This is a genomic window from Gordonia hongkongensis (assembly GCF_023078355.1).
Taxonomy (GTDB): Bacteria; Actinomycetota; Actinomycetes; order Mycobacteriales; family Mycobacteriaceae; genus Gordonia; species Gordonia hongkongensis.
In genome coordinates this window covers 2,214,834-2,232,963 of record NZ_CP095552.1, presented here as the reverse complement: position 1 = coordinate 2,232,963, position 18,130 = coordinate 2,214,834, and the positions used below count along the sequence as shown (strand labels likewise).

Annotated in this window: 17 protein-coding genes and 2 tRNA genes; 4 read left to right on the top strand and 15 right to left on the bottom strand. The window is 67.6% G+C overall.

From position 1 onward, the window contains the following. Positions 1-50: 50 nt before the first annotated feature. The 9 genes from MVF96_RS10085 to MVF96_RS10045 all read right to left on the bottom strand — a co-directional run bounded on the left by MVF96_RS10085 (position 51) and on the right by MVF96_RS10045 (position 10,133). Positions 51-440: a DUF4233 domain-containing protein gene (locus MVF96_RS10085; RefSeq protein WP_058250055.1), complete on the bottom strand. Its 390-nt coding sequence runs from the start codon at positions 438-440 to the stop codon at positions 51-53. Continuing rightward, entirely contained in the window at positions 437-1,969 is a 1,533-nt protein-coding gene (gene folC, locus MVF96_RS10080; protein WP_068972581.1) for a bifunctional tetrahydrofolate synthase/dihydrofolate synthase, read from the bottom strand. The genes MVF96_RS10085 and folC overlap by 4 nt, the downstream gene beginning before the upstream one ends. Continuing rightward, entirely contained in the window at positions 1,966-4,629 is a 2,664-nt protein-coding gene (locus MVF96_RS10075; protein ID WP_247452086.1) for a valine--tRNA ligase, read from the bottom strand. The genes folC and MVF96_RS10075 overlap by 4 nt, the downstream gene beginning before the upstream one ends. 95 nt (positions 4,630-4,724) lie before the next feature. Beyond that, a complete protein-coding gene (mobA, locus tag MVF96_RS10070; RefSeq protein ID WP_058250293.1) occupies positions 4,725-5,300 on the bottom strand; it encodes a molybdenum cofactor guanylyltransferase in 576 nt (191 codons plus the stop codon). Positions 5,301-5,474: 174 nt separating this feature from the next. Then, entirely contained in the window at positions 5,475-6,755 is a 1,281-nt protein-coding gene (gene clpX / locus MVF96_RS10065) for an ATP-dependent Clp protease ATP-binding subunit ClpX (protein ID WP_058250051.1), read from the bottom strand. Positions 6,756-6,964: 209 nt separating this feature from the next. Beyond that, a complete protein-coding gene (locus MVF96_RS10060; RefSeq protein ID WP_058250292.1) occupies positions 6,965-7,660 on the bottom strand; it encodes an ATP-dependent Clp protease proteolytic subunit in 696 nt (231 codons plus the stop codon). A 64-nt stretch (positions 7,661-7,724) separates the two neighbouring features. Beyond that, positions 7,725-8,324 (bottom strand): ATP-dependent Clp protease proteolytic subunit, encoded by a 600-nt coding sequence (locus MVF96_RS10055; protein ID WP_078113597.1) that lies wholly within the window; start codon positions 8,322-8,324, stop codon positions 7,725-7,727. A gap of 279 nt (positions 8,325-8,603) precedes the next feature. Further along, positions 8,604-9,971, bottom strand: coding sequence for a trigger factor (tig, locus tag MVF96_RS10050; protein WP_068972583.1), 1,368 nt, complete (start codon positions 9,969-9,971; stop codon positions 8,604-8,606). A gap of 88 nt (positions 9,972-10,059) precedes the next feature. Continuing rightward, positions 10,060-10,133, bottom strand: a tRNA-Pro gene (locus MVF96_RS10045). Positions 10,134-10,366: 233 nt separating this feature from the next. Here MVF96_RS10045 and MVF96_RS10040 point away from each other — a divergent pair. Then, positions 10,367-10,440, top strand: a tRNA-Gly gene (locus MVF96_RS10040). A gap of 57 nt (positions 10,441-10,497) precedes the next feature. Here MVF96_RS10040 and MVF96_RS10035 read toward each other — a convergent pair. After that, positions 10,498-10,668 (bottom strand): hypothetical protein, encoded by a 171-nt coding sequence (locus tag MVF96_RS10035; protein ID WP_175401035.1) that lies wholly within the window; start codon positions 10,666-10,668, stop codon positions 10,498-10,500. A 595-nt stretch (positions 10,669-11,263) separates the two neighbouring features. On the opposite strand from MVF96_RS10035, the gene MVF96_RS10030 reads away from it, so the two are divergent. Continuing rightward, the gene (locus MVF96_RS10030) at positions 11,264-11,998 is read left to right on the top strand and encodes a L,D-transpeptidase (protein WP_240198622.1); all 735 of its coding nucleotides are present in this window, start codon (positions 11,264-11,266) and stop codon (positions 11,996-11,998) included. 30 nt (positions 11,999-12,028) lie between these two features. Here the strand turns inward: MVF96_RS10030 and MVF96_RS10025 are convergent, their stop codons facing one another. The 4 genes from MVF96_RS10025 to MVF96_RS10010 form a co-directional block, all read right to left on the bottom strand. Then, positions 12,029-12,982: a PE-PPE domain-containing protein gene (locus MVF96_RS10025; RefSeq protein ID WP_247451929.1), complete on the bottom strand. Its 954-nt coding sequence runs from the start codon at positions 12,980-12,982 to the stop codon at positions 12,029-12,031. A gap of 108 nt (positions 12,983-13,090) precedes the next feature. Further along, positions 13,091-13,528, bottom strand: coding sequence for a cupin domain-containing protein (locus tag MVF96_RS10020; protein WP_247451928.1), 438 nt, complete (start codon positions 13,526-13,528; stop codon positions 13,091-13,093). Between the two features lie 103 nt (positions 13,529-13,631). Beyond that, the gene (locus MVF96_RS10015; RefSeq protein ID WP_165630202.1) at positions 13,632-14,435 is read right to left on the bottom strand and encodes an Fpg/Nei family DNA glycosylase; all 804 of its coding nucleotides are present in this window, start codon (positions 14,433-14,435) and stop codon (positions 13,632-13,634) included. A 15-nt stretch (positions 14,436-14,450) separates the two neighbouring features. Beyond that, on the bottom strand, positions 14,451-14,933 hold the full coding sequence (locus tag MVF96_RS10010) for a ribose-5-phosphate isomerase (protein WP_137809326.1): 483 nt from the start codon (positions 14,931-14,933) through the stop codon (positions 14,451-14,453). Positions 14,934-14,955: 22 nt separating this feature from the next. Here MVF96_RS10010 and MVF96_RS10005 point away from each other — a divergent pair, with 22 nt between their 5' ends. Continuing rightward, the gene (locus MVF96_RS10005; RefSeq protein WP_247451927.1) at positions 14,956-16,002 is read left to right on the top strand and encodes a M48 family metallopeptidase; all 1,047 of its coding nucleotides are present in this window, start codon (positions 14,956-14,958) and stop codon (positions 16,000-16,002) included. A gap of 33 nt (positions 16,003-16,035) precedes the next feature. On the opposite strand, the gene MVF96_RS10000 is transcribed toward MVF96_RS10005, so the two are convergent. After that, positions 16,036-16,656 (bottom strand): mycothiol-dependent nitroreductase Rv2466c family protein, encoded by a 621-nt coding sequence (locus MVF96_RS10000; protein WP_078113592.1) that lies wholly within the window; start codon positions 16,654-16,656, stop codon positions 16,036-16,038. 194 nt (positions 16,657-16,850) lie between these two features. Here MVF96_RS10000 and MVF96_RS09995 point away from each other — a divergent pair, with 194 nt between their 5' ends. Continuing rightward, positions 16,851-18,116 carry a TetR/AcrR family transcriptional regulator gene (locus MVF96_RS09995; RefSeq protein ID WP_247451926.1) on the top strand — a complete coding sequence of 422 codons (1,266 nt, stop codon included), beginning with the start codon at positions 16,851-16,853 and terminating at the stop codon, positions 18,114-18,116. Positions 18,117-18,130 lie beyond the last annotated feature (14 nt).

Below are 18,130 nucleotides of genomic sequence, written 5' to 3'. Positions count from 1 at the left end.
CACCGCTGGTCGGACAGCCGGCGGCGAGACGGCCGTGGCCGCCGGACCGATTACTCGATCGGCTCCTGGCCGGGCAGCATCCCGCGTTCGACCCGCTTCTCGACGTCGGCCTTGATGTAGCGGATGTACAGCCAGACCGACCCGAAGACGACTCCCACCACCGCGATCGACCAGTGGAAGAGCCCCCCGATGATCAGCACGACCTGCAGGCCCAGATCGAGGTTGATCGCGTACGGCCGACCCTGCATCCCGGCGGCCAGGATCATCGCGATGACGACGAGCGTGAGGTATCCGCCGGACAACCAGGTCAGCCCGTCGCCGAGGCGCCACACGATCGGGAACGCCAGGATCACGACGATGACCTCCAGGATCATCGTGCCGGCCATCACGCCGCGGAGCCCCTTCCACGGATCGTTCGTGGGTGGGGTGTACCGGGTCATGAGGGTTCCTTACCGAAGAGTGTTCGCGCGGCACCGGCGGTCACGACGGACCCGGTGATGACCACGCCCGCACCGGACACGCGTTCGCCGTCGGCTTCCTCGGCCAGTGCGATGGCCTCCTCGACGGCGTCGGGCAGGAAGGGTTTGACGACCACGCGGTCCTCGCCGAACACCTCCCGCGCGTACTCCGCGAGCGTCTCGGGCTCCAGGGCCCGTGGCGACCCGTTGTCGGTGACGACGACCGCGTCGAGCACCGGCTCGAGGGCTTCGAGGACTCCGCGGGCGTCCTTGTCACCCAGCACGCCGATGACGCCGACGAGTCGACGGAAGTCGAACTCCTCGGCCAGCGCCTGCGCCAGCGCCGCGGCTCCGTGGGGATTGTGCGCCGCGTCGGCGAACACCGTCGGGGCGCTGCGCAGTCGCTCGAGCCGTCCGGGGTTGGCGACGGACGCGAAACCCGTACGCACCGCGTCGATGTCGAGCTGACGATCGGCGCCCGCACCGAAGAACGCCTCCACCGCCGCGAGCGCCAGCGCCGCGTTGGCCGCCTGATGTGCACCGTGCAGCGGCACGAAGATCTCGTCGTAGACACCGCCGAGGCCCTGGATGGTGAGCATCTGCCCACCGACGGCGATGACCGAGTCGAGGACCGCGAACTCCGATCCCTGGCGGGCGACGATGGTGCCCGCATCGACGGCCGCGCGCAGCAGGACGTCCATCACCTCGGGGCTCTGTTCGGCGATCACCGTGACGGGATCGACGGTGCCGGCCGCATCGGGTTCGGCGGGCTTGATGATGCCGGCCTTCTCCCCCGCGATGGCGGTCAGGGTGTCGCCGAGATAGTCCGCGTGGTCCATCGCGATCGGTGTGATGACCGAGACCGTGCCGTCGATGACGTTGGTCGCGTCCCATCGACCGCCCATGCCCGTCTCGACGACGGCGACGTCCACCGGCGCCTCGGCGAAGACCGCATACGCCATCGCGGTCAGCACCTCGAACTTACTCATCCGGGGTCCACCCGCCGCTGTCGACGAATCGTCGACCATGGTGATGTACGGCTCGAGTTCCCGATAGGTGTCGATGTAGGTGCGTGCCGGAATCGGCTTGCCGTCGACCGAGATCCGCTCGGTGACGCGCTGCAGGTGCGGACTCGTGATCCGGCCCGTGCGCCGGTGCAGCGCGGACAGCAACGCGTCGACCATCCTGGTGACCGACGTCTTGCCGTTCGTCCCGGCGATGTGGATCGCGGGGTATCCGTGCTGGGGGGATCCGAGCAGATCCATGAGCGTCGCGATGCGGGTCAGCGACGGCTCGATCTTGGTCTCGGGCCACCGGGTGTCGAGCTCGGCCTCGACCTCGGCGAGTTCGGCGAGATCGTCGGCGCTGTCAGTGACGCGCAGCCGCGCCGGCTCGGCATCCGGATCGGGTTCGTCCTCCCCCAGGATCGCCGAGAGACCCAGGGGGTCGCCTGCCGCATCCATTCCCAGGACGGCTGGATCCTCTTCGGGGAAACCGGTGTCGTCGCTCACGCGCCGGCCAGACTCGCCAGCTTCGCGTTCAACCGTTCGACCTCTTCGGTCGCGATCCGCTGACGGTCCCGGATCTTGGCGACCACGTGGTCGGGCGCCTTGGACAGGAACTGTTCGTTGCCCAGTTTCGCCGAGGTCGTCGACAGTTCCTTCTCGGCCACCGCCAGGTCCTTGGCGAGCCGCTTGCGTTCGGCTTCGACGTCGACGGTGCCCGAGGTGTCGATCGCGACGACCACGGTGGCCACGCTCAGGCGGACCTCGATGGTCGCGGTCGCGCCGAAGTCGGGACCGGCCGGGTCCAGGCGCGCGAGGGAGGTCACGTACGGCAGCAGGTGTTCGAGCCCGGCTTCGCCGAGTCCGTCGAACTGCACGGCGACGCGCTGGCCCGGACGGAGACCCTGATCGCTGCGGAAACGCCGCACCTCGGTGATCAGTCGCTGCAGATCGTCCACGCGGGCGGCCGAATCCGACGACCAATCGCGTCCGGAAGTGGTCGGCCAGGGGGCGACCACGAGCGATTCACCCCCGGTGAGCGCCTTCCACAGCACCTCGGTGACGAACGGCATCACCGGCGACAGCGCGCGCAGCAACGGCTCTAGGACCGCGCCCAGCACGAGCGACGTTGCTTCCGAACGCTTCTCGTCGTTCTCGGCGAACTGCACCTTCGCGAGTTCGAGGTACCAGTCGCAGACCTCGTCCCACGCGAAGTGGTAGAGCGCCTCGCATGCCTTCGAGAACTCGTAGGACTCGAACCCGGCGTCGATCTCGGCGAGCACCTCGTCGAGCCGGCCGAGGATCCACCGGTCGGCGTCGGTCAGCGTCTCGGCGTCGGGGAGCTCGCCGACCTTCGCGCCGTTCATCAACGCGAACTTGGTGGCGTTGTAGAGCTTGGTGGCGAAGTTGCGCGACGACTGGGCGTGGTCCTCGCCGACCGAGATGTCCGAACCGGGGTTGGCACCGCGGGCGAGCGTGAAGCGCAGGGCGTCGGCCCCGAAGCGCTCCACCCAGTCGAGCGGGTCGATGCCGTTGCCCTTCGACTTCGACATCTTGCGGCCGTGCTCGTCGCGCACCAGGCCGTGCAGGAACAGGTTGTGGAACGGGATCTCGTTGCCCGGACCCAGATCCTTGCCCACATAGGTGCCGAACATCATCATGCGGGCCACCCAGAAGAACAGGATGTCGTACCCGGTGACGAGAACCGAGGTGGGATAGAACTTCTCGAGATCCGCGGTCTGATCGGGCCAGCCCATCGTGGAGAACGGCCACAGCCCGGAGGAGAACCAGGTGTCGAGGACGTCGGTCTCCTGGACGTAACCCTCGGGGGCCTGCTCGTCGGGTCCGACGCACACCACCTCGCCGTCGGGTCCGTACCAGATCGGGATGCGGTGACCCCACCACAGCTGACGCGAGATACACCAGTCGTGCATGTCGTCGACCCAGCTGAACCAGCGCGGCTCCATCGACTTCGGGTGGATCACCGTGGACCCGTCCCGCACCGCGTCGCCGGCCGCCGCGGCCAGCGTGGAGACCGCCACCCACCACTGCATCGACAGGCGCGGTTCGATCGGCTCGCCGGTGCGCTCCGAATGCCCGACGCTGTGCAGGTACGGACGCACCTCTTTCACGATCCGGCCCTGTTCGGCCAGCGCCTCGCGCACCTTGACACGCGCCTCGAAGCGGTCCATGCCGTCGAATTCGGTTCCGGTGTCGGCGATCCGGGCCGATTCGTCCATGATCGTCGGCATCGGCAAGTTGTGTCGCTGCCCGAGCGCGAAGTCGTTGGGGTCGTGTGCCGGCGTGATCTTGACTGCGCCGCTGCCGAATTCGGGGTCGACGTAATCATCGGCGACGATCGGGATCATCCGGTCGACAAAGGGGTGCGGCAGTGCGGTGCCGACCAGGTGGGCATACCGTTCGTCGTCGGGGTGCACCGCGATCGCGGTGTCGCCGAGCATCGTCTCGAGTCGGGTCGTCGCGACGACGATGTGAGGCTCGGTGTCGTCGAGTGACCCGTAGCGGAAGCTGACGAGCTCGCCCTCGACGTCGGCGTAACTCACCTCGATGTCGCTGACGGCGGTCTTGAGGACCGGCGACCAGTTGACGAGGCGCTCGGCCTGATAGATCAGCCCGTCGTCGAACATCTTCTTGAAGACGGTGTGCACCGCGCGCGACAGACCCTCGTCCATCGTGAAGCGTTCGCGCGACCAGTCGACACTGTCGCCGAGCCGGCGCATCTGCTCGCCGATGTTGCCGCTGATCTCGGCCTTCTCGGCCCACACGCGGTCGATGAACGCTTCCCGGCCGAGGTCGTCGCGCGTCTTGCCCTCGGTGGCGAGTTTTCGCTCGACCATCGTCTGCATCGCGATCGCCGCGTGGTCCATGCCGGGGAGCCACAGCACCTCGTAGCCCTGCATCCGACGAAGACGCGAGAGCGCGTCCATCAGGACGTGCTCGTAGGCGTGGCCCATGTGCAGCGAGCCATTGACATTCGGCGGCGGGATCACGATGGAGAACGGCGGCTTGTCACTCGCCGCGTCCGCGGTGAAGTACCCGGCGTCCACCCAGCCCTGGTAGAGCGACGCCTCGTGCTCAGCGGGGTCCCAGGACTTCGGCAACCCGGTCTCGGGTACGGCAGTCCGGGGCGACGCTGTCTCGGGCAACGCGGATGTCTGGTCGGGTGATGTCACGGCCGCTATTCTATGTTTTCGCCGGGCCGGACCTCGCCCGGGACCCGTCCGCGCCCGAGCGCTTCGTGCTAACCCGCGGAGACGCGCAATCTGTGCAGGTCCTCAGGCGCGTTGACGTTGACCAGCCAGTCCGGATCGGAGATCCCCACCCGATGGGTGTTGAGCGCCTCGATCGCGCCCAGCATGCGCCGTTCGCCGCCGGCGACGACATCCGCGATCATCGCCGCGGCATCCGTGCGGTAGATCCCCGCCATCGGATGATCCCGCTGGGCGTCGTGGGCGATGACCGCCTGCGTCGAGTCGGTCAGCCCCAGCCGCAGCTCGTCGATCAGTTCCGGCGCGATCAGCGGCATGTCCGTGGCACAGACGAACGCGAACTCGGCACCCGCGGCAGCCGCCGCGGACAGGCCCGCGACGAGCCCGCCGAGCGGACCCGTCCCCTCCTGTTCGTCGGTCACCCAGTGCACCTTCGACGAATCGATCCCCGGCGCCGCCCGGTCGCGGATGTCGTCGACGCCGCGGAATGCCGCAGACGTCTCGCCCGCGACGACCAGCACCGGATCGCAGCGCTGGGACACCACCCGCACCACTCGCGCGAGCATGGGTTCACCGTCCCAGTCGAGCGCGGCCTTGTCGCTGCCCATCCGTCGCGAACGTCCACCCGCCAGCACCAGGCCGGCGAGCACCGAGGTATCCGATCCGTGTTGAGTCACATCGCTCAGTGTGCTCGATGCGGCACCGCCGCGGGGCGAGATGGACAAGAGAAAGCCCCGCCCGGGTCTACCCGGGCGGGGCTTTCTCGTCGTCAGTCGTGCGCGTCAGGCGCTCTTGTCGCGACGCTCGTCGCTGGAGGCCTTGCGGGGCACGATGGTCGGGAGGACGTTGTCGCGGACTGTCTCCCCGGTCACGACGACCTTCTCGACGTCGTCGCGGCTCGGGATGTCGTACATCACCGGCAGCAGGACCTCTTCCATGATGGCCCGCAGGCCGCGGGCACCGGTGCCGCGGTGAATTGCCTGATCGGCGACCGCCTCGAGGGCGTCCTTGGTGAACTCCAGCTCGACATTGTCCATGTCGAACAGCCGGGTGTACTGCTTCACCAGCGCGTTCTTCGGCTCCGACAGGATGCTCACCAGCGAGTCCTTGTCCAGGTTCGTCACCGACGCGACGACCGGCAGACGGCCGATGAACTCCGGGATCAGGCCGAACTTGATCAGGTCCTCCGGCATGACGTCGGCGAACTGATCCGAGGTGTCCACCTCGTCCTTGCTCGCCACTTCGTTGCCGAAGCCGAGACCGCGCTTGCCGATCCGCTCGGACACGATCTTCTCCAGACCGGCGAACGCGCCGGCCACGATGAACAGCACGTTCGTCGTGTCGATCTGGATGAACTCCTGATGCGGATGCTTGCGTCCACCCTGCGGCGGCACCGACGCCTGCGTGCCCTCGAGGATCTTCAGCAGCGCCTGCTGGACTCCCTCACCGGACACATCGCGCGTGATCGACGGGTTCTCGCTCTTGCGGGCGATCTTGTCGACCTCGTCGATGTAGATGATGCCGGTCTCGGCACGCTTGACGTCGTAGTCGGCGGCCTGGATCAGCTTGAGCAGGATGTTCTCGACGTCCTCGCCGACATATCCGGCCTCGGTCAGCGCGGTTGCGTCGGCGATCGCGAACGGCACGTTGAGCATCTTCGCCAGGGTCTGCGCCAGGTACGTCTTGCCGCATCCGGTGGGGCCGAGCATCAGGATGTTCGACTTCATCAGCTCGACGGTCTCACCCGTCCGGGCGTCCTTCTTCTCGCCCGCCTGGATGCGCTTGTAGTGGTTGTAGACCGCCACCGCGAGCGTCCGCTTCGCCGTGTCCTGGCCGATGACGTACTTCTCGAGGAAGTCACGGATCTCGGTCGGCTTCGGCAGCTCGTCGAGCTTGACGTCGCCGTTCTCGGCCAGTTCCTCTTCGATGATCTCGTTGCACAGGTCGATGCACTCATCGCAGATGTACACGCCGGGGCCGGCGATGAGCTTCTTCACCTGCTTCTGGCTCTTGCCGCAAAAAGAGCACTTGAGCAGGTCGCCGCCGTCTCCGATTCGTGCCATCTCGCGCTGTACCTACTTCCTCGTTGCCGGACTGTCGTGTCTGGTCCGTCGCGTCGCACGCAGCCGGGCATGGGTCATTTGATCGACACTCGAATGCCCAGTAACCCGACGGTACCCGCGTGTCGCTCGAACTTCGACCGATAAGGCCAAATGTCGCGGCAGAAAATCACCGGGACTTCTGCACTGCCACAACTACTTCTTGGCCAGGACTACTTCTTCATCGACTTCTTGCGGTACTCGAAGACCTCGTCGACGATGCCGTACTCCTTGGCCGCGGCCGCGGTCAGGATGTTGTCGCGGTCGGTGTCCTTGCGGATCTTCTCCTTGTCCTGACCGGTGTGGCTGGCCAGGATCTCGTCGAGGCGATCGCGGATGCGCTCGATCTCGGCGGCCTGGATCTCGAGGTCGGAGACCTGACCCTGGTAGGCGCCGCCGGTGCGCGGCTGGTGGATCAGGACCGTAGCGTTCGGCAACGCCGCACGCTTGCCCGGGGTTCCGCCGGCGAGAAGGATCGCCGCCGCCGAGGCCGCCTCACCGAGGCAGACGGTCACGATGTCACAGTGCACGTACTGCATCGTGTCGTAAATGGCGAGCATGTCGGGCACGCTGCCACCGGGCGAGTTGATGTACATGGTGATGTCGCGGTCGGGGTCCTGCGATTCGAGGACGAGCAGCTGCGCCATGACGTCGTTGGACACGACCTGGTCGATCGGCGTGCCGACGAACACGATCCGCTCTTCGAACAGCTTCGCGTACGGGTCGTACTGTCGCTGGCCGTTCGGGGTGTGCTCGATGAACGACGGCAGGATGTACCGCGCTTCGATGTTCTTCAGCGCCAGGGCCGACGCGGGGATGCCGGCGGCGACCTCGGCGGGCATGCCGTCGAAGGAAAGGGAGTTGGTCATCTGTTGCTCCATTGGGTAGAGGTGGCTCGGCGGTGGGTACGGGAGCGGTCGTCGGACCGGGGTCTCACCGACCCGGGCGCGCGATCACCTTGTCGACGAAGCCGTACTCCTTGGCCTCTTCCGCGGTGAACCACTTGTCGCGGTCGGCGTCGGCCTCGATCTTCTCGAGCGGCTGACCGCTGAACTCGGCGTTGAGCCGGTTCATCTCCTTCTTGGTGAGCGCGAATTGCTCTGCCTGGATGGCGATGTCGGCCGCGGTACCACCGATGCCGGCGGACGGCTGATGCATCATGATGCGCGCGTGCGGCAGTGCATGTCGCTTGCCCTTGGCGCCGGCGGCGAGCAGGAACTGCCCCATCGACGCCGCCATACCCATCGCGTACGTCGCGACGTCGCATTCCGCGAGCTGCATGGTGTCGAAGATCGCCATTCCGGCGGTCACCGACCCACCGGGCGAATTGATGTAGAGGTGGATGTCCTTCTGCGGGTCCTCGGCCGAGAGCAGCAGGATCTGCGCGCACAGCCGGTTCGCGATGTCGTCGTCGACCTGGGTGCCCAGGAAGATGATGCGCTCGCGCAGCAGACGCTCGAACACCGAATCGGTCAGGTTCAACCCAGCCACACCCGAACTCATCGTGGGTGTGTGGATGGTCGGCTCACTCACGGGTTCCTACCTTTGCCTTGTTGTCATGACCTGCGCGTCACCCGCGGGTGACGCGCACGCACATCGAATGCTTCTCTGATGACGTCCTCACCGACACTAACCAATCGACACCCGCGGACACTCCCGAGGACACGCCTCTTCGCTGAGAGCAGAACGGCCTTCGGCACCGTGAACGGCCCGTGCGTGATGGTGGACCGACGGCGATCGCCGGCCCTCGTACTTCGAGGACCGGCGATCGCGGAGGAAACGTGCGGGCTGTGCTGGACCGCGGGAGCCCGATCAGTTGTCGGAGTCGGACTCGTCCGCAGCGGACTCGTCGGCGTCGTCATTGCCGCCGAAGTACTCGGCGGTGTCGACGGTGGCGCCCTTGGTGTCGGTGACGGTCACGTCGCCGACGATGCTCGCCAGCGACTTGCCGCGCCGGACGTCGGCGTAGACCGCACCGACCTGGTTGGCCTGCGTCAGCTGCTGGATGAACTCCTGCGGCTGCATGCCGTAGCGCTGGGCGGTGAAGATGATCTGCTGGGTCAGCTCGTCCTGGCTGACCTCGGTGTCCTGCTGATCGGCGATCGCGTCGAGCAGCAGCTGCTGCTTGACCGACTTCTCCGCCTCAGCACGGGACTCGGCATCCCACTCCTCGCGGGTCTTACCCTGCGCCTCGAGGAATTTGGCGACCTGCTCGTCGTCGTGTCCGAGCGCGTGGATGACCTGGTGCTGCTGACCCTCGACCTCTTCGTCGACGACCTTCTCCGGCAGCGGGATCTCGACGGTCTCGAGGAGCTTGTCGAGCACCGCGTCGCGGATCTTGTTGGCCTGCTCCAGCTTCGCGGACTGCTCGACCCGCTCGGCGAGGCTGGCGCGCAGCTCCTCGACGGTGTCGAACTCGCTGGCCATCTGGGCGAACTCATCGTCGACCTCGGGCAGCTCGCGCTCCTTGACCGACTGCACGGTCACCTTCACGAGGGCCTCCTCGCCCGCGTGATCGCCGGCGACGAGCTTGGTCGTGAACTCTTTGTCCTCGCCGGCCTTCAGGCCGATGAGCGCCTCGTCGAGTCCGTCGATGAGCTGGCCGGAGCCGACCTCATGGGACAGCCCCTCCGTGGTGGCCTCCTCGACGGCCTCGCCGTCGACGGTCGCGGCCAGGTCGATCGACACGAAGTCGCCGTTCTCCACGCCGCGCTCGACGCCCTTGAGGGTGCCGAAGCGGGCGCGCAGGCCTTCGAGCTGCTCGTCGACCGCCGCCTCGTCGACCTCGATCGCGTCGACCTCGACCGACAGGGTCGAGTAGTCGGGCAGGGTGATCTCGGGACGGACGTCGACCTCGGCCGTGAAGGTGACCGACTCGCCGTACTTCAGCTCGGACAGGTCGATCTCGGGCTGGCCGATGGCCTTGGTCTCGGTCTCGGCGACGGCCTCGGAGTACTTGGCCGGGATGGCGTCGTTCACGACCTGCGCGAGAATCGAATCGCGGCCGACACGGGCCTCGATCAGCTTCGCGGGCGCCTTGCCCGGACGGAATCCGGGGATCCGGATCTGCTGGGCCAACGACCGGTAGGCCCGGTCGAAGTCTGCCGACAGCTCCTCGAACGGGACCTCGACGTTGAGCTTGACCCGGGTCGGGGTGAGTTGCTCGACAGTGCTCTTCACGCCTGAATACTCCTTATATCTACGGTGGTGGAAGTTCGGTCGTTCGCGGGCCGTGCACCGGGTGACCGGTCGGGCCACATCGATCAAGTCGGGATGACAGGATTTGAACCTGCGACCCTCCGCTCCCAAAGCGGATGCGCTACCAAGCTGCGCCACATCCCGGGGTCCGAACACGCGAGGGAACCCCGGAGGGCGACCGCGCATCAGGGCCAACAAGAGATAGTACGTGCCACCGCGGCCGGGCCCGCGCACGGGTGCCGCGGCGACGCCGGAACCGATGGTCGTCCGTCGGATGCCACCTCGTCGCATCCACCCCGATTTCGGTTCCGGCGCCGCTGCCGGTACAGTCACTCATCGCACGCGACGCCGGGATCTCGACGGTCACCGCGAGCAACGCGGGTGTAGCTCAATGGTAGAGCCCTAGTCTTCCAAACTAGCTACGCGGGTTCGATTCCCGTCACCCGCTCCACCGGCTCGGAGACACTATCTCCGAGCCTTTTTCGTCGGTCCGGGCTACTCCGTGCGCCTAGTTGGGCGGCTCCGGCGGCTTGTTCCACGGCAACGGCAGGGGCGCGTACTCGTAGACGATCTCGGGAGTCGCCTCCTCCTCCGGGTGCCCGGGTGCCGACGAATCGCCGGGGCCGGTCGAGACGATCGGTGGTGGGCAGGGCGCGAACTGGCCTGGCGTTTCCCTCACGTTCCTCCGCTGTCTGCGAACCACATGCGATTCGGGTCGGCGATGTCACAGATCCCCGCCCAAGTCACCCAACCGGACCACATCCCGCCGGTCCGGACTCGTCCTGTGATCCACGCCACACCAGGCGTACCGTTGACCCATGTCCTCCAGCCACACGAAAACCCAACGCCGGTGCGGATCCTGCGGCGCACCCTGTACGTCCGCCGAGACGTGACCGAGTCCGAGGCCGGCATCGGTCGCGTCGACATGATGCTCGTCTGCCGAGACGAGGCGTGTTCGCAACCTGCGCAACACCTTCGCACCGAACATCCACAACCCGCCTGAGCGGCAACACGGTGCCCGAGCGAGCAGTCCCCAGTGGGACAAACGATCCTGTTGGATGCGCGGGCCCGGCGGCCACAATGAGTCCCATGCCGGAACCCGCTGCGCATGCGCGACCTTGAATGTGACGACCGTCACACTCGGTGTCGACAACGACGCTACCTCGGGTTTTGCCACGTCGTACTGAGGGTTCGCGATGGCGGCGTCATTCGGCGTGGCCCGCTCCTTGGACCCAAGGCAACGGTTGTGTAACGATGGTTCCGCGCTCAGGCCGATGCGCGAACGAACCATCGAACCGAAGGTACGACCTGTGTTGAACTCTCACCTGCCGACCCCGCGCGCCTCGCGCCGCCGTTCGGCTCGACGACTCGCGGCTGTCGTCTTCGGCGTCCTGGCCATGACCCTCGCACTTCCCGGCGTCGCCAACGCCGTCCCGGTCACCGTGATCCCCGGCCTGCCGCCGGTCGAGATCCCCGCGGTCCCCGGTCTGCCGACCCCGCCGGCGCCGACCACCCCCGAAGCTCCGCAGCCGCCGCCGTCGACGACCGAGGAGAAGCCGGCCGGGCCGGTCATCCCGAACGTCAAGACCGAGACCGGTTACATCGCCCTGGCCGACGACAACACCCACACCATCACCTGGTGGCACAACGGCAAGGTCGTCCGGACGATGCCGATCTCGATGGGTTCGGACAAGAACCCCACCTCGAACGGCGTGTACTACACCAAGGAGAAGTACCGCGACATGTACATGGACTCGTCCACGTACGGCGTCCCGGTCGACTCCGCCGAGGGCTACCGCACCTACGTCGAGTACGCGACCCGGATGTCGTGGGACGGCATCTTCATCCACGGCGCCCCCTGGTCGGTCAATCAGCAGGGTCGCAGCAACGTGAGCCACGGCTGCATCAACGTCACCAACGATCACGCCAAGTGGGTCTACGACAACGTTCCCCGCAACACCCCGATCGTGGTGCGCAACACCATCGGTGGGAAGTATCAGAACACCTAGTCTCGAGCAGACTACGAGGGCCGGTCACCGTCAGGTGACCGGCCCTCTGTCGTGTGACCAGGTGGCGGCCTGGTCGGCGAACGTCGCCTGGACCTGAAGCCACTGGGCGATGACCTGACAACCGGTGGACGCCGGATCGGTGACCGAGGTCCGCCGATAGGGGTCGCTCCGATACGACGTGTGCCGGCCACCCACGGCGTTGGTCAGCCACACACCACCCACCCGGATGCGCGACGGGAGGTAGCACCTGACCTCACGCCACGCCGCCAGCATCCGCCCGGGGTCGCGCCGCCACTGCGCCGGCCGGACCGATGTCCGCCGTGCGTTCTGCAAGTCGTTGGCGCGCAACACATCCCACGCACTCCTCCCCCATCGGCCGAGCCCGGCCAGCGTCATCGAGCCGGTGAGGTCGGCGACGTCGCGGACAAGCGAGTCCGCATCGGCGTTGCAGATCACGTCCTGGGACGCGCCCACCCAGTACACGGGCAGCCCGGTCGGTAGATCCGCTCCCGGGCCGGCGACTCCCCACCCGTCGCAACCGGGCACCACGCCCGGGGGCTGGTGCGGGTCGGCGACCAACCCGACACCGAGCACCCGGTCCAGGTCGGACGCACTCTCGGCATCTCCGGTCGCCAGATCGGCGACCGCGGATCGGATGACCACGGCCCCCTGCGAGTAACCCACCAGCGCGACCGGTCCTGCCGTGGCGCGGATGGCCGCCCGCAGTCGGCCCGCACCGATCCCGACGCTCTCGACGAAACTCATCCCGCCCGGACGCGGCGCGGGACCATAGCTCGCGGGGTATCCGATCCACCGACAGTCGAAGCGGTCATCGAGTTCGTCGGCCACTCCGGTGAGGAGCCCGGACACCTCGGTCCGGGGATCACCCGGGTACGACTCCCCCGTCCCGCCGACCACGAAGACGGTGATCGTCGGCGTCCCGCCGGGCCGTGGCGGGGTTTTGACATGCTGCACCTCACCCATGGTGGGTCCCGGACGTATGAACCGCCCGCAGGAGCGCTGAGGGCTCCCTGAGAGTCCCACCTCGACCGCGTCACGGCGCCGCGGCCCGCACCTCGCAGCCGTGACCGATCAGGACGCTTGCGCCGGTGGCGGTTTGGCGACGTAGTCGGCGGTCTCGATGATCGCCACGAAGAAACCGCTGCCCTCGATCACGTTGGCGCTGTGCACCAGGCCGGCCGGTATGTAGATGCTGGCGGGCGCCTCGACCTCGTAGACCTCGTCCCCCAGCGTGATCTCGTAGACCAGACGGTCGAGCGACAGCAGGATGTTGATCTCCGGGCAGTCGTGCACGTGCGGCTCGCAGTAGTCACGTGAAGCCGCCGAGACGGCCCGCATCTCGTGTGCCACGACGCGTTTCTCGGCTTCCGGGAAAAGGTCGCCACCGACCAGCACACGGCGGGTGATCGGCGCGTCGGCCGCGCCGTGGAAAGGTACGTCTCGGAGTGGGGACACCTCGCCCCGCGAGATCAGTCCGGCATGAGACCGGATGCTTTCGCTGATTGTCACACTGCCCCCTCTTGTCTCCCCGACCGTTCGCATGAGTAAGAACCTCACGGCTCCGCACATGCTACTAAGGTTCGGCTATCCACACCGACCGGGCAGTAACCTGTCAGGTCTGGCAGACGGGACACCAATACAGTTTTCGGGCCTCCAGATCGGCGATCAGGACGGGTGTCCCGCAGATCCGGCATGGCTCGCCCGCCCGCCGGTACACGTAGGTCCGCGGACGGTTCGGGGCGTAGGACGGCGCCCCGGAATCGTCTTCGGGCCGGATCACGTGAATGCGTCCACGACGCACGCCGATCTTCATGAGAGTCACCAGGTCGGACCACAGAGCGTCGAATTCGTCTCGGAGAACACGCTTTCCGGGTCTCATCGGATCGATGCCGGCGCGGAAGAGGATCTCGGCGCGATACACGTTGCCGATCCCGGCGATGACCTTCTGGTCCATCAGCAGGGCGCCGACGGGCCGCGCGGACCGCGAGATCGCCGACCATGCCCGGCCGGGGTCGGCGTCGCGTCTCAGCGGATCCGGACCGAGTCGGGCGACCAACGCCTCGAGATCGGCGGGGTGGTAGATCTCACACGCCGTCGGACCCCGAAGGTCCGTTCCGGCGGTCTCGGTCTCGATGCGGAGTCGAACCTGCCCGACCGGTTCCGGCACGGGCACCGCGAGTTCGGTGAACGAGCCGTACAGCCCGAGGTGGATGTGCACCATTCGTTCGGCACGCCCGTCCCGGTAACGATGGACGAGATGCTTGCCCCAGGCCTCGGCCGCGTGGAAGGTGAGTCCGTCCACCATCGCTGCACCGTCGGCGAAGCGACCCTGCGGGCTGCTGACGCGAACCCGCTGCCCGCCGAACAGTCGCTGCTGCCGGCGGGCCAGTCGATGGAGAGTGTGGCCCTCGGGCACGGACTCGGCCGAGACCTACTGGGCCGGGGCCCCCGGCACCTCGGGAGCCTCGCCGGTGCGCTCGTACTCCGCGAGGATGTCGATGCGCCGCTGGTGCCGCGCCTCTTCCGACCACGGGGTGGCCAGGAACGCGTCGACGATGGCCAGCGCCTCGGCGGTGCTGTGCATCCGGCCGCCGATGCCGATGAGCTGTGCGTTGTTGTGCTGACGGGCGAGCTGGGCGGTCTCGACGCTCCAGGCGAGTGCGCAGCGCGCGCCGGGGACCTTGTTCGCGGCGATCTGTTCGCCGTTGCCGCTGCCGCCGAGGACGATTCCCAGGCTGCCGGGGTCGGCGACGGTCTTGGCCGCGGCGGCGATGCAGAACGCCGGGTAGTCGTCGGCGGGGTCCATCTCGTGGGCACCGCAGTCCACGACCTCGTGGCCGGTGGCCTGGAGGTGGTCTGCGATCTGGTTCTTGAGTTCGAATCCGGCATGGTCGGCACCGAGGTAGACACGCATGGCGTCACTATAGATTGAGGGCGTGGACACGCCCCTGCCCGTCCCCCGCGAGCCGGCCGCCGGCACACCCGCCTCCGGGGCGCCGATCCCCAACGTGCCCGGTGTCGCCGACCCGCCGCCACCCGCGCCGGCCGATCCCGGTCGACGGTGGCTGCGCCCGGCGCACTACGCCGCGCGGCCGCGGCTGCACCCCTGGGAGATCCCCACCCTCGTGCTGGTGATCCTCGCGACGGTGCTCGGGTACGCGGCGATCATCGTCCTCGTGGCGCTGGGCACCCTCGATCAACTCCTGTTGGGCGCGTTGCTGTTTCCGCTCCTGCTGTTCGTGATCCGCGGCCTGACCTATGCATCACCGCGGGTCAACGGCGTACAGATGACGCCGACCCAGTTCCCCGCCGGACACCGGATGGTCGTCGAAGCCGCAGCCCGCTTCGGACTGGAGTACGTGCCGGATGCCTACGTCGTCCTCGGCAACGGAGCGATCAACGCATTCGCCTCCGGGCACGGGTTCCGGCGATTCGTCGTCGTGTACTCCGACCTGTTCGAGGTGGGCGGCGCCGCCCAGGACCCGCAGGCGCTCGAGTTCATCATCGGCCACGAGGTCGGGCACATCGCCGCCGGGCACACCTCGTACTGGCGACAGCTGTCGACGATCGTCGGCATGAACATCCCGGTGCTCGGCGCCGCCCTGTCCCGCGCGCAGGAGTACAGCGCGGACAACTACGGGTACTACGCCAGACCCGGTGGGGCGCCCGGGGCGATGGGTGTCCTGGCCGCCGGCAAGTACATGCTCTCGGCGGTGGACTTCGACCAGTTCGCCGACCGGGCGACCCACGAGCGCGGGTTCTTCACCTTTCTGACCAACGCGATGTCGTCGCATCCGGTGCTGACCTGGCGGGCAGCCGCACTTCGCGACCGGACCCGCGCGGGGGCGATGCTGCTGCGTCCGAGCCAGATCGTCCGGGGCGTCGGGAGCGGAAACGTGGTGGCGGTGCCGCCGCCTCCCCATCCGGCGACGCTCGCGCCCGACGGACTGCCCAACGGCATCGAACCGCCACCACGCTTCTGACGTACGGAACCGCTGTCGCGCAACCGAACCCGATCAGTCGAACTGCGGATCCTCGTTGCGCGTCCGCTTGAGCTCGAAGAAGTGGGGGTAGGACGCGAGTGCGCGCGCACCGTCCCACACCGTCCCGGCGTCCTCACCACGCGGGATCCGCGACAACACGGGGCCGAAGAAGGCGACGTCGTTGACGTGGATGGTGGGCGTCCCGACATCGTCGCCCACCTTGTCCATCCCGGCGTGGTGGCTCTCGCGGATGACCTCGTCGAACTCGGTGCCGTCGGCGGCCTCGGCGAGCGAGGCGTCGAGGCCGATCTCCTCGAGCGCGCCCGCGATGACCTCGTCGAGATCCTTGATGCCCTGGTTGTGGATGCGGGTCCCCATCGCCGTGTACAGCGGCGCCAGGATCTCGTCACCCTTCTGCGCGGCGGCGGCGGCGATGACCCGGACCGGACGCCAGGCGTGCTTGAGGCCCTCGCGGTACTCCTCGGGGATGTCCTTGCCCTCGTTGAGGACGGCGAGGCTCATGATGTGGAAATTGACCTCGATCGGCCGGACCTTCTCGGCCTCGAGGATCCAGCGTGAGGTGATCCAGCACCACGGGCAGAGCGGGTCGAACCAGAAATCGACGCGATCGGTGGGCTGGGCCTGCTCTGACATGGAACATCCTCTCGAGAGTCGACATTGAACACGTGCCGCCGACGATCGGCCGGTGGCGCCGTCGGACGGCTCAACACCCCGGCGGTTCGAACTGTTCCCGATGCGCGGAGCAGTCGCCGGCGCTGTGGATTCGCGGGGCCCGGTCCGGGCACGGTGTGAGATGGTGCAAGAACCGCCGAGGAAGAGGACCCGGGATGCCGTCGTCGCCACCGTCCGATCCGGACGAACCCGCCCGGGTGGGCGCGCGTCTCCGGCCGCTCGAACCCCGATCTCTCGGACAGCGCTCGACACAGATCGTCCGGGCCGCCACAAGACTGTTCCAGGACGCGGGATTCCGAAACGTCAGCATCGAGCAGATCGGCGCCGCGGTCGGTCTCACCGGGCCGGCGGTGTACCGACATTTCCCCGGCAAACACGACATCCTCTCGCAAGCGCTGACGACGCAGGTGGAGCTCGTCGCGACACTCATGGCCGACGCCGAGGAGCACGGCCGCTCGCCGGACGAGCAGCTCTCGCTACTCCTCGACGGCCTCGGCGATCTCACCGCGCATCGGGATGTCTCGACGCTGTGGCGCCGCGAACAACGGCATCTGCAGCCGGCCGAACTCGACGTCATGCGCGGATACTTCGCCCAGTTGAGTGAGCACTTCGCCGCACTGGTCGCAGCGGCGCGTCCCGACGTCGCGCCGTCGGACGCGGCGATGCTGGGTGCCGCTGCACTCAGCGTGTACTCCAACACCTCCGGGATGCGGGGCTCCTTGTCGCCCGCCCGCCTCATGGAGGTTCAGCGCGCCGTGGCGGACTCGATCTTCGCGTGCCGGTTGCCGAGGCCACCGGAGCCTGGCCCCGATGCCGAGCGCGCGCCCGCGCACCGTCGCCCCGCCTCCCGTCGCGAGCGGATTCTCGACGCCGCCACCCAGTTGTTCTCCGAGCGGGGGTTCCCCGACGTCCGGATCGACGAGATCGCCCGCACGGCCGACGTCTCGATCGCGACGCTCTATCAGGAGGTGTCGGGCAAATCCGATCTCCTGCTGGCCGTTCTGTGGCGCGGCGTGCAGGGAATCCTCTACGTCACCGCCCATGCGTTGAGCCGCGCCGGTTCCGACGACCCCCTCGACGTGCTCATCCGCGTCTTCGTCGAGTACGCACTCGACGTCCACGGCCGCATCATGCCCGTCTTCACCAGCGACCTCATGTATCTGCCGGACACCGAGCAGACGCAGCTCCGGAACGCGCAGACGGATTACCGGGCCGAATGGATCGACGCAATCCGGTCCCGTAACCCACTGCTGACCGCGGCCGACGCGAATGCGCTCGCCCAGGCGTTGTTCGGCTACGCGTGCGAGATCATCGAGTCGCCGCAGCTGCGGTCCCGGCCCGGGGTCACCGCCGAACTCGAGACGATCGCACGGGCGATCCTGAACCCCACCGGACTGCGTGGAGCACCGCCGGAGTCCTGACCTGGATAAGCTGG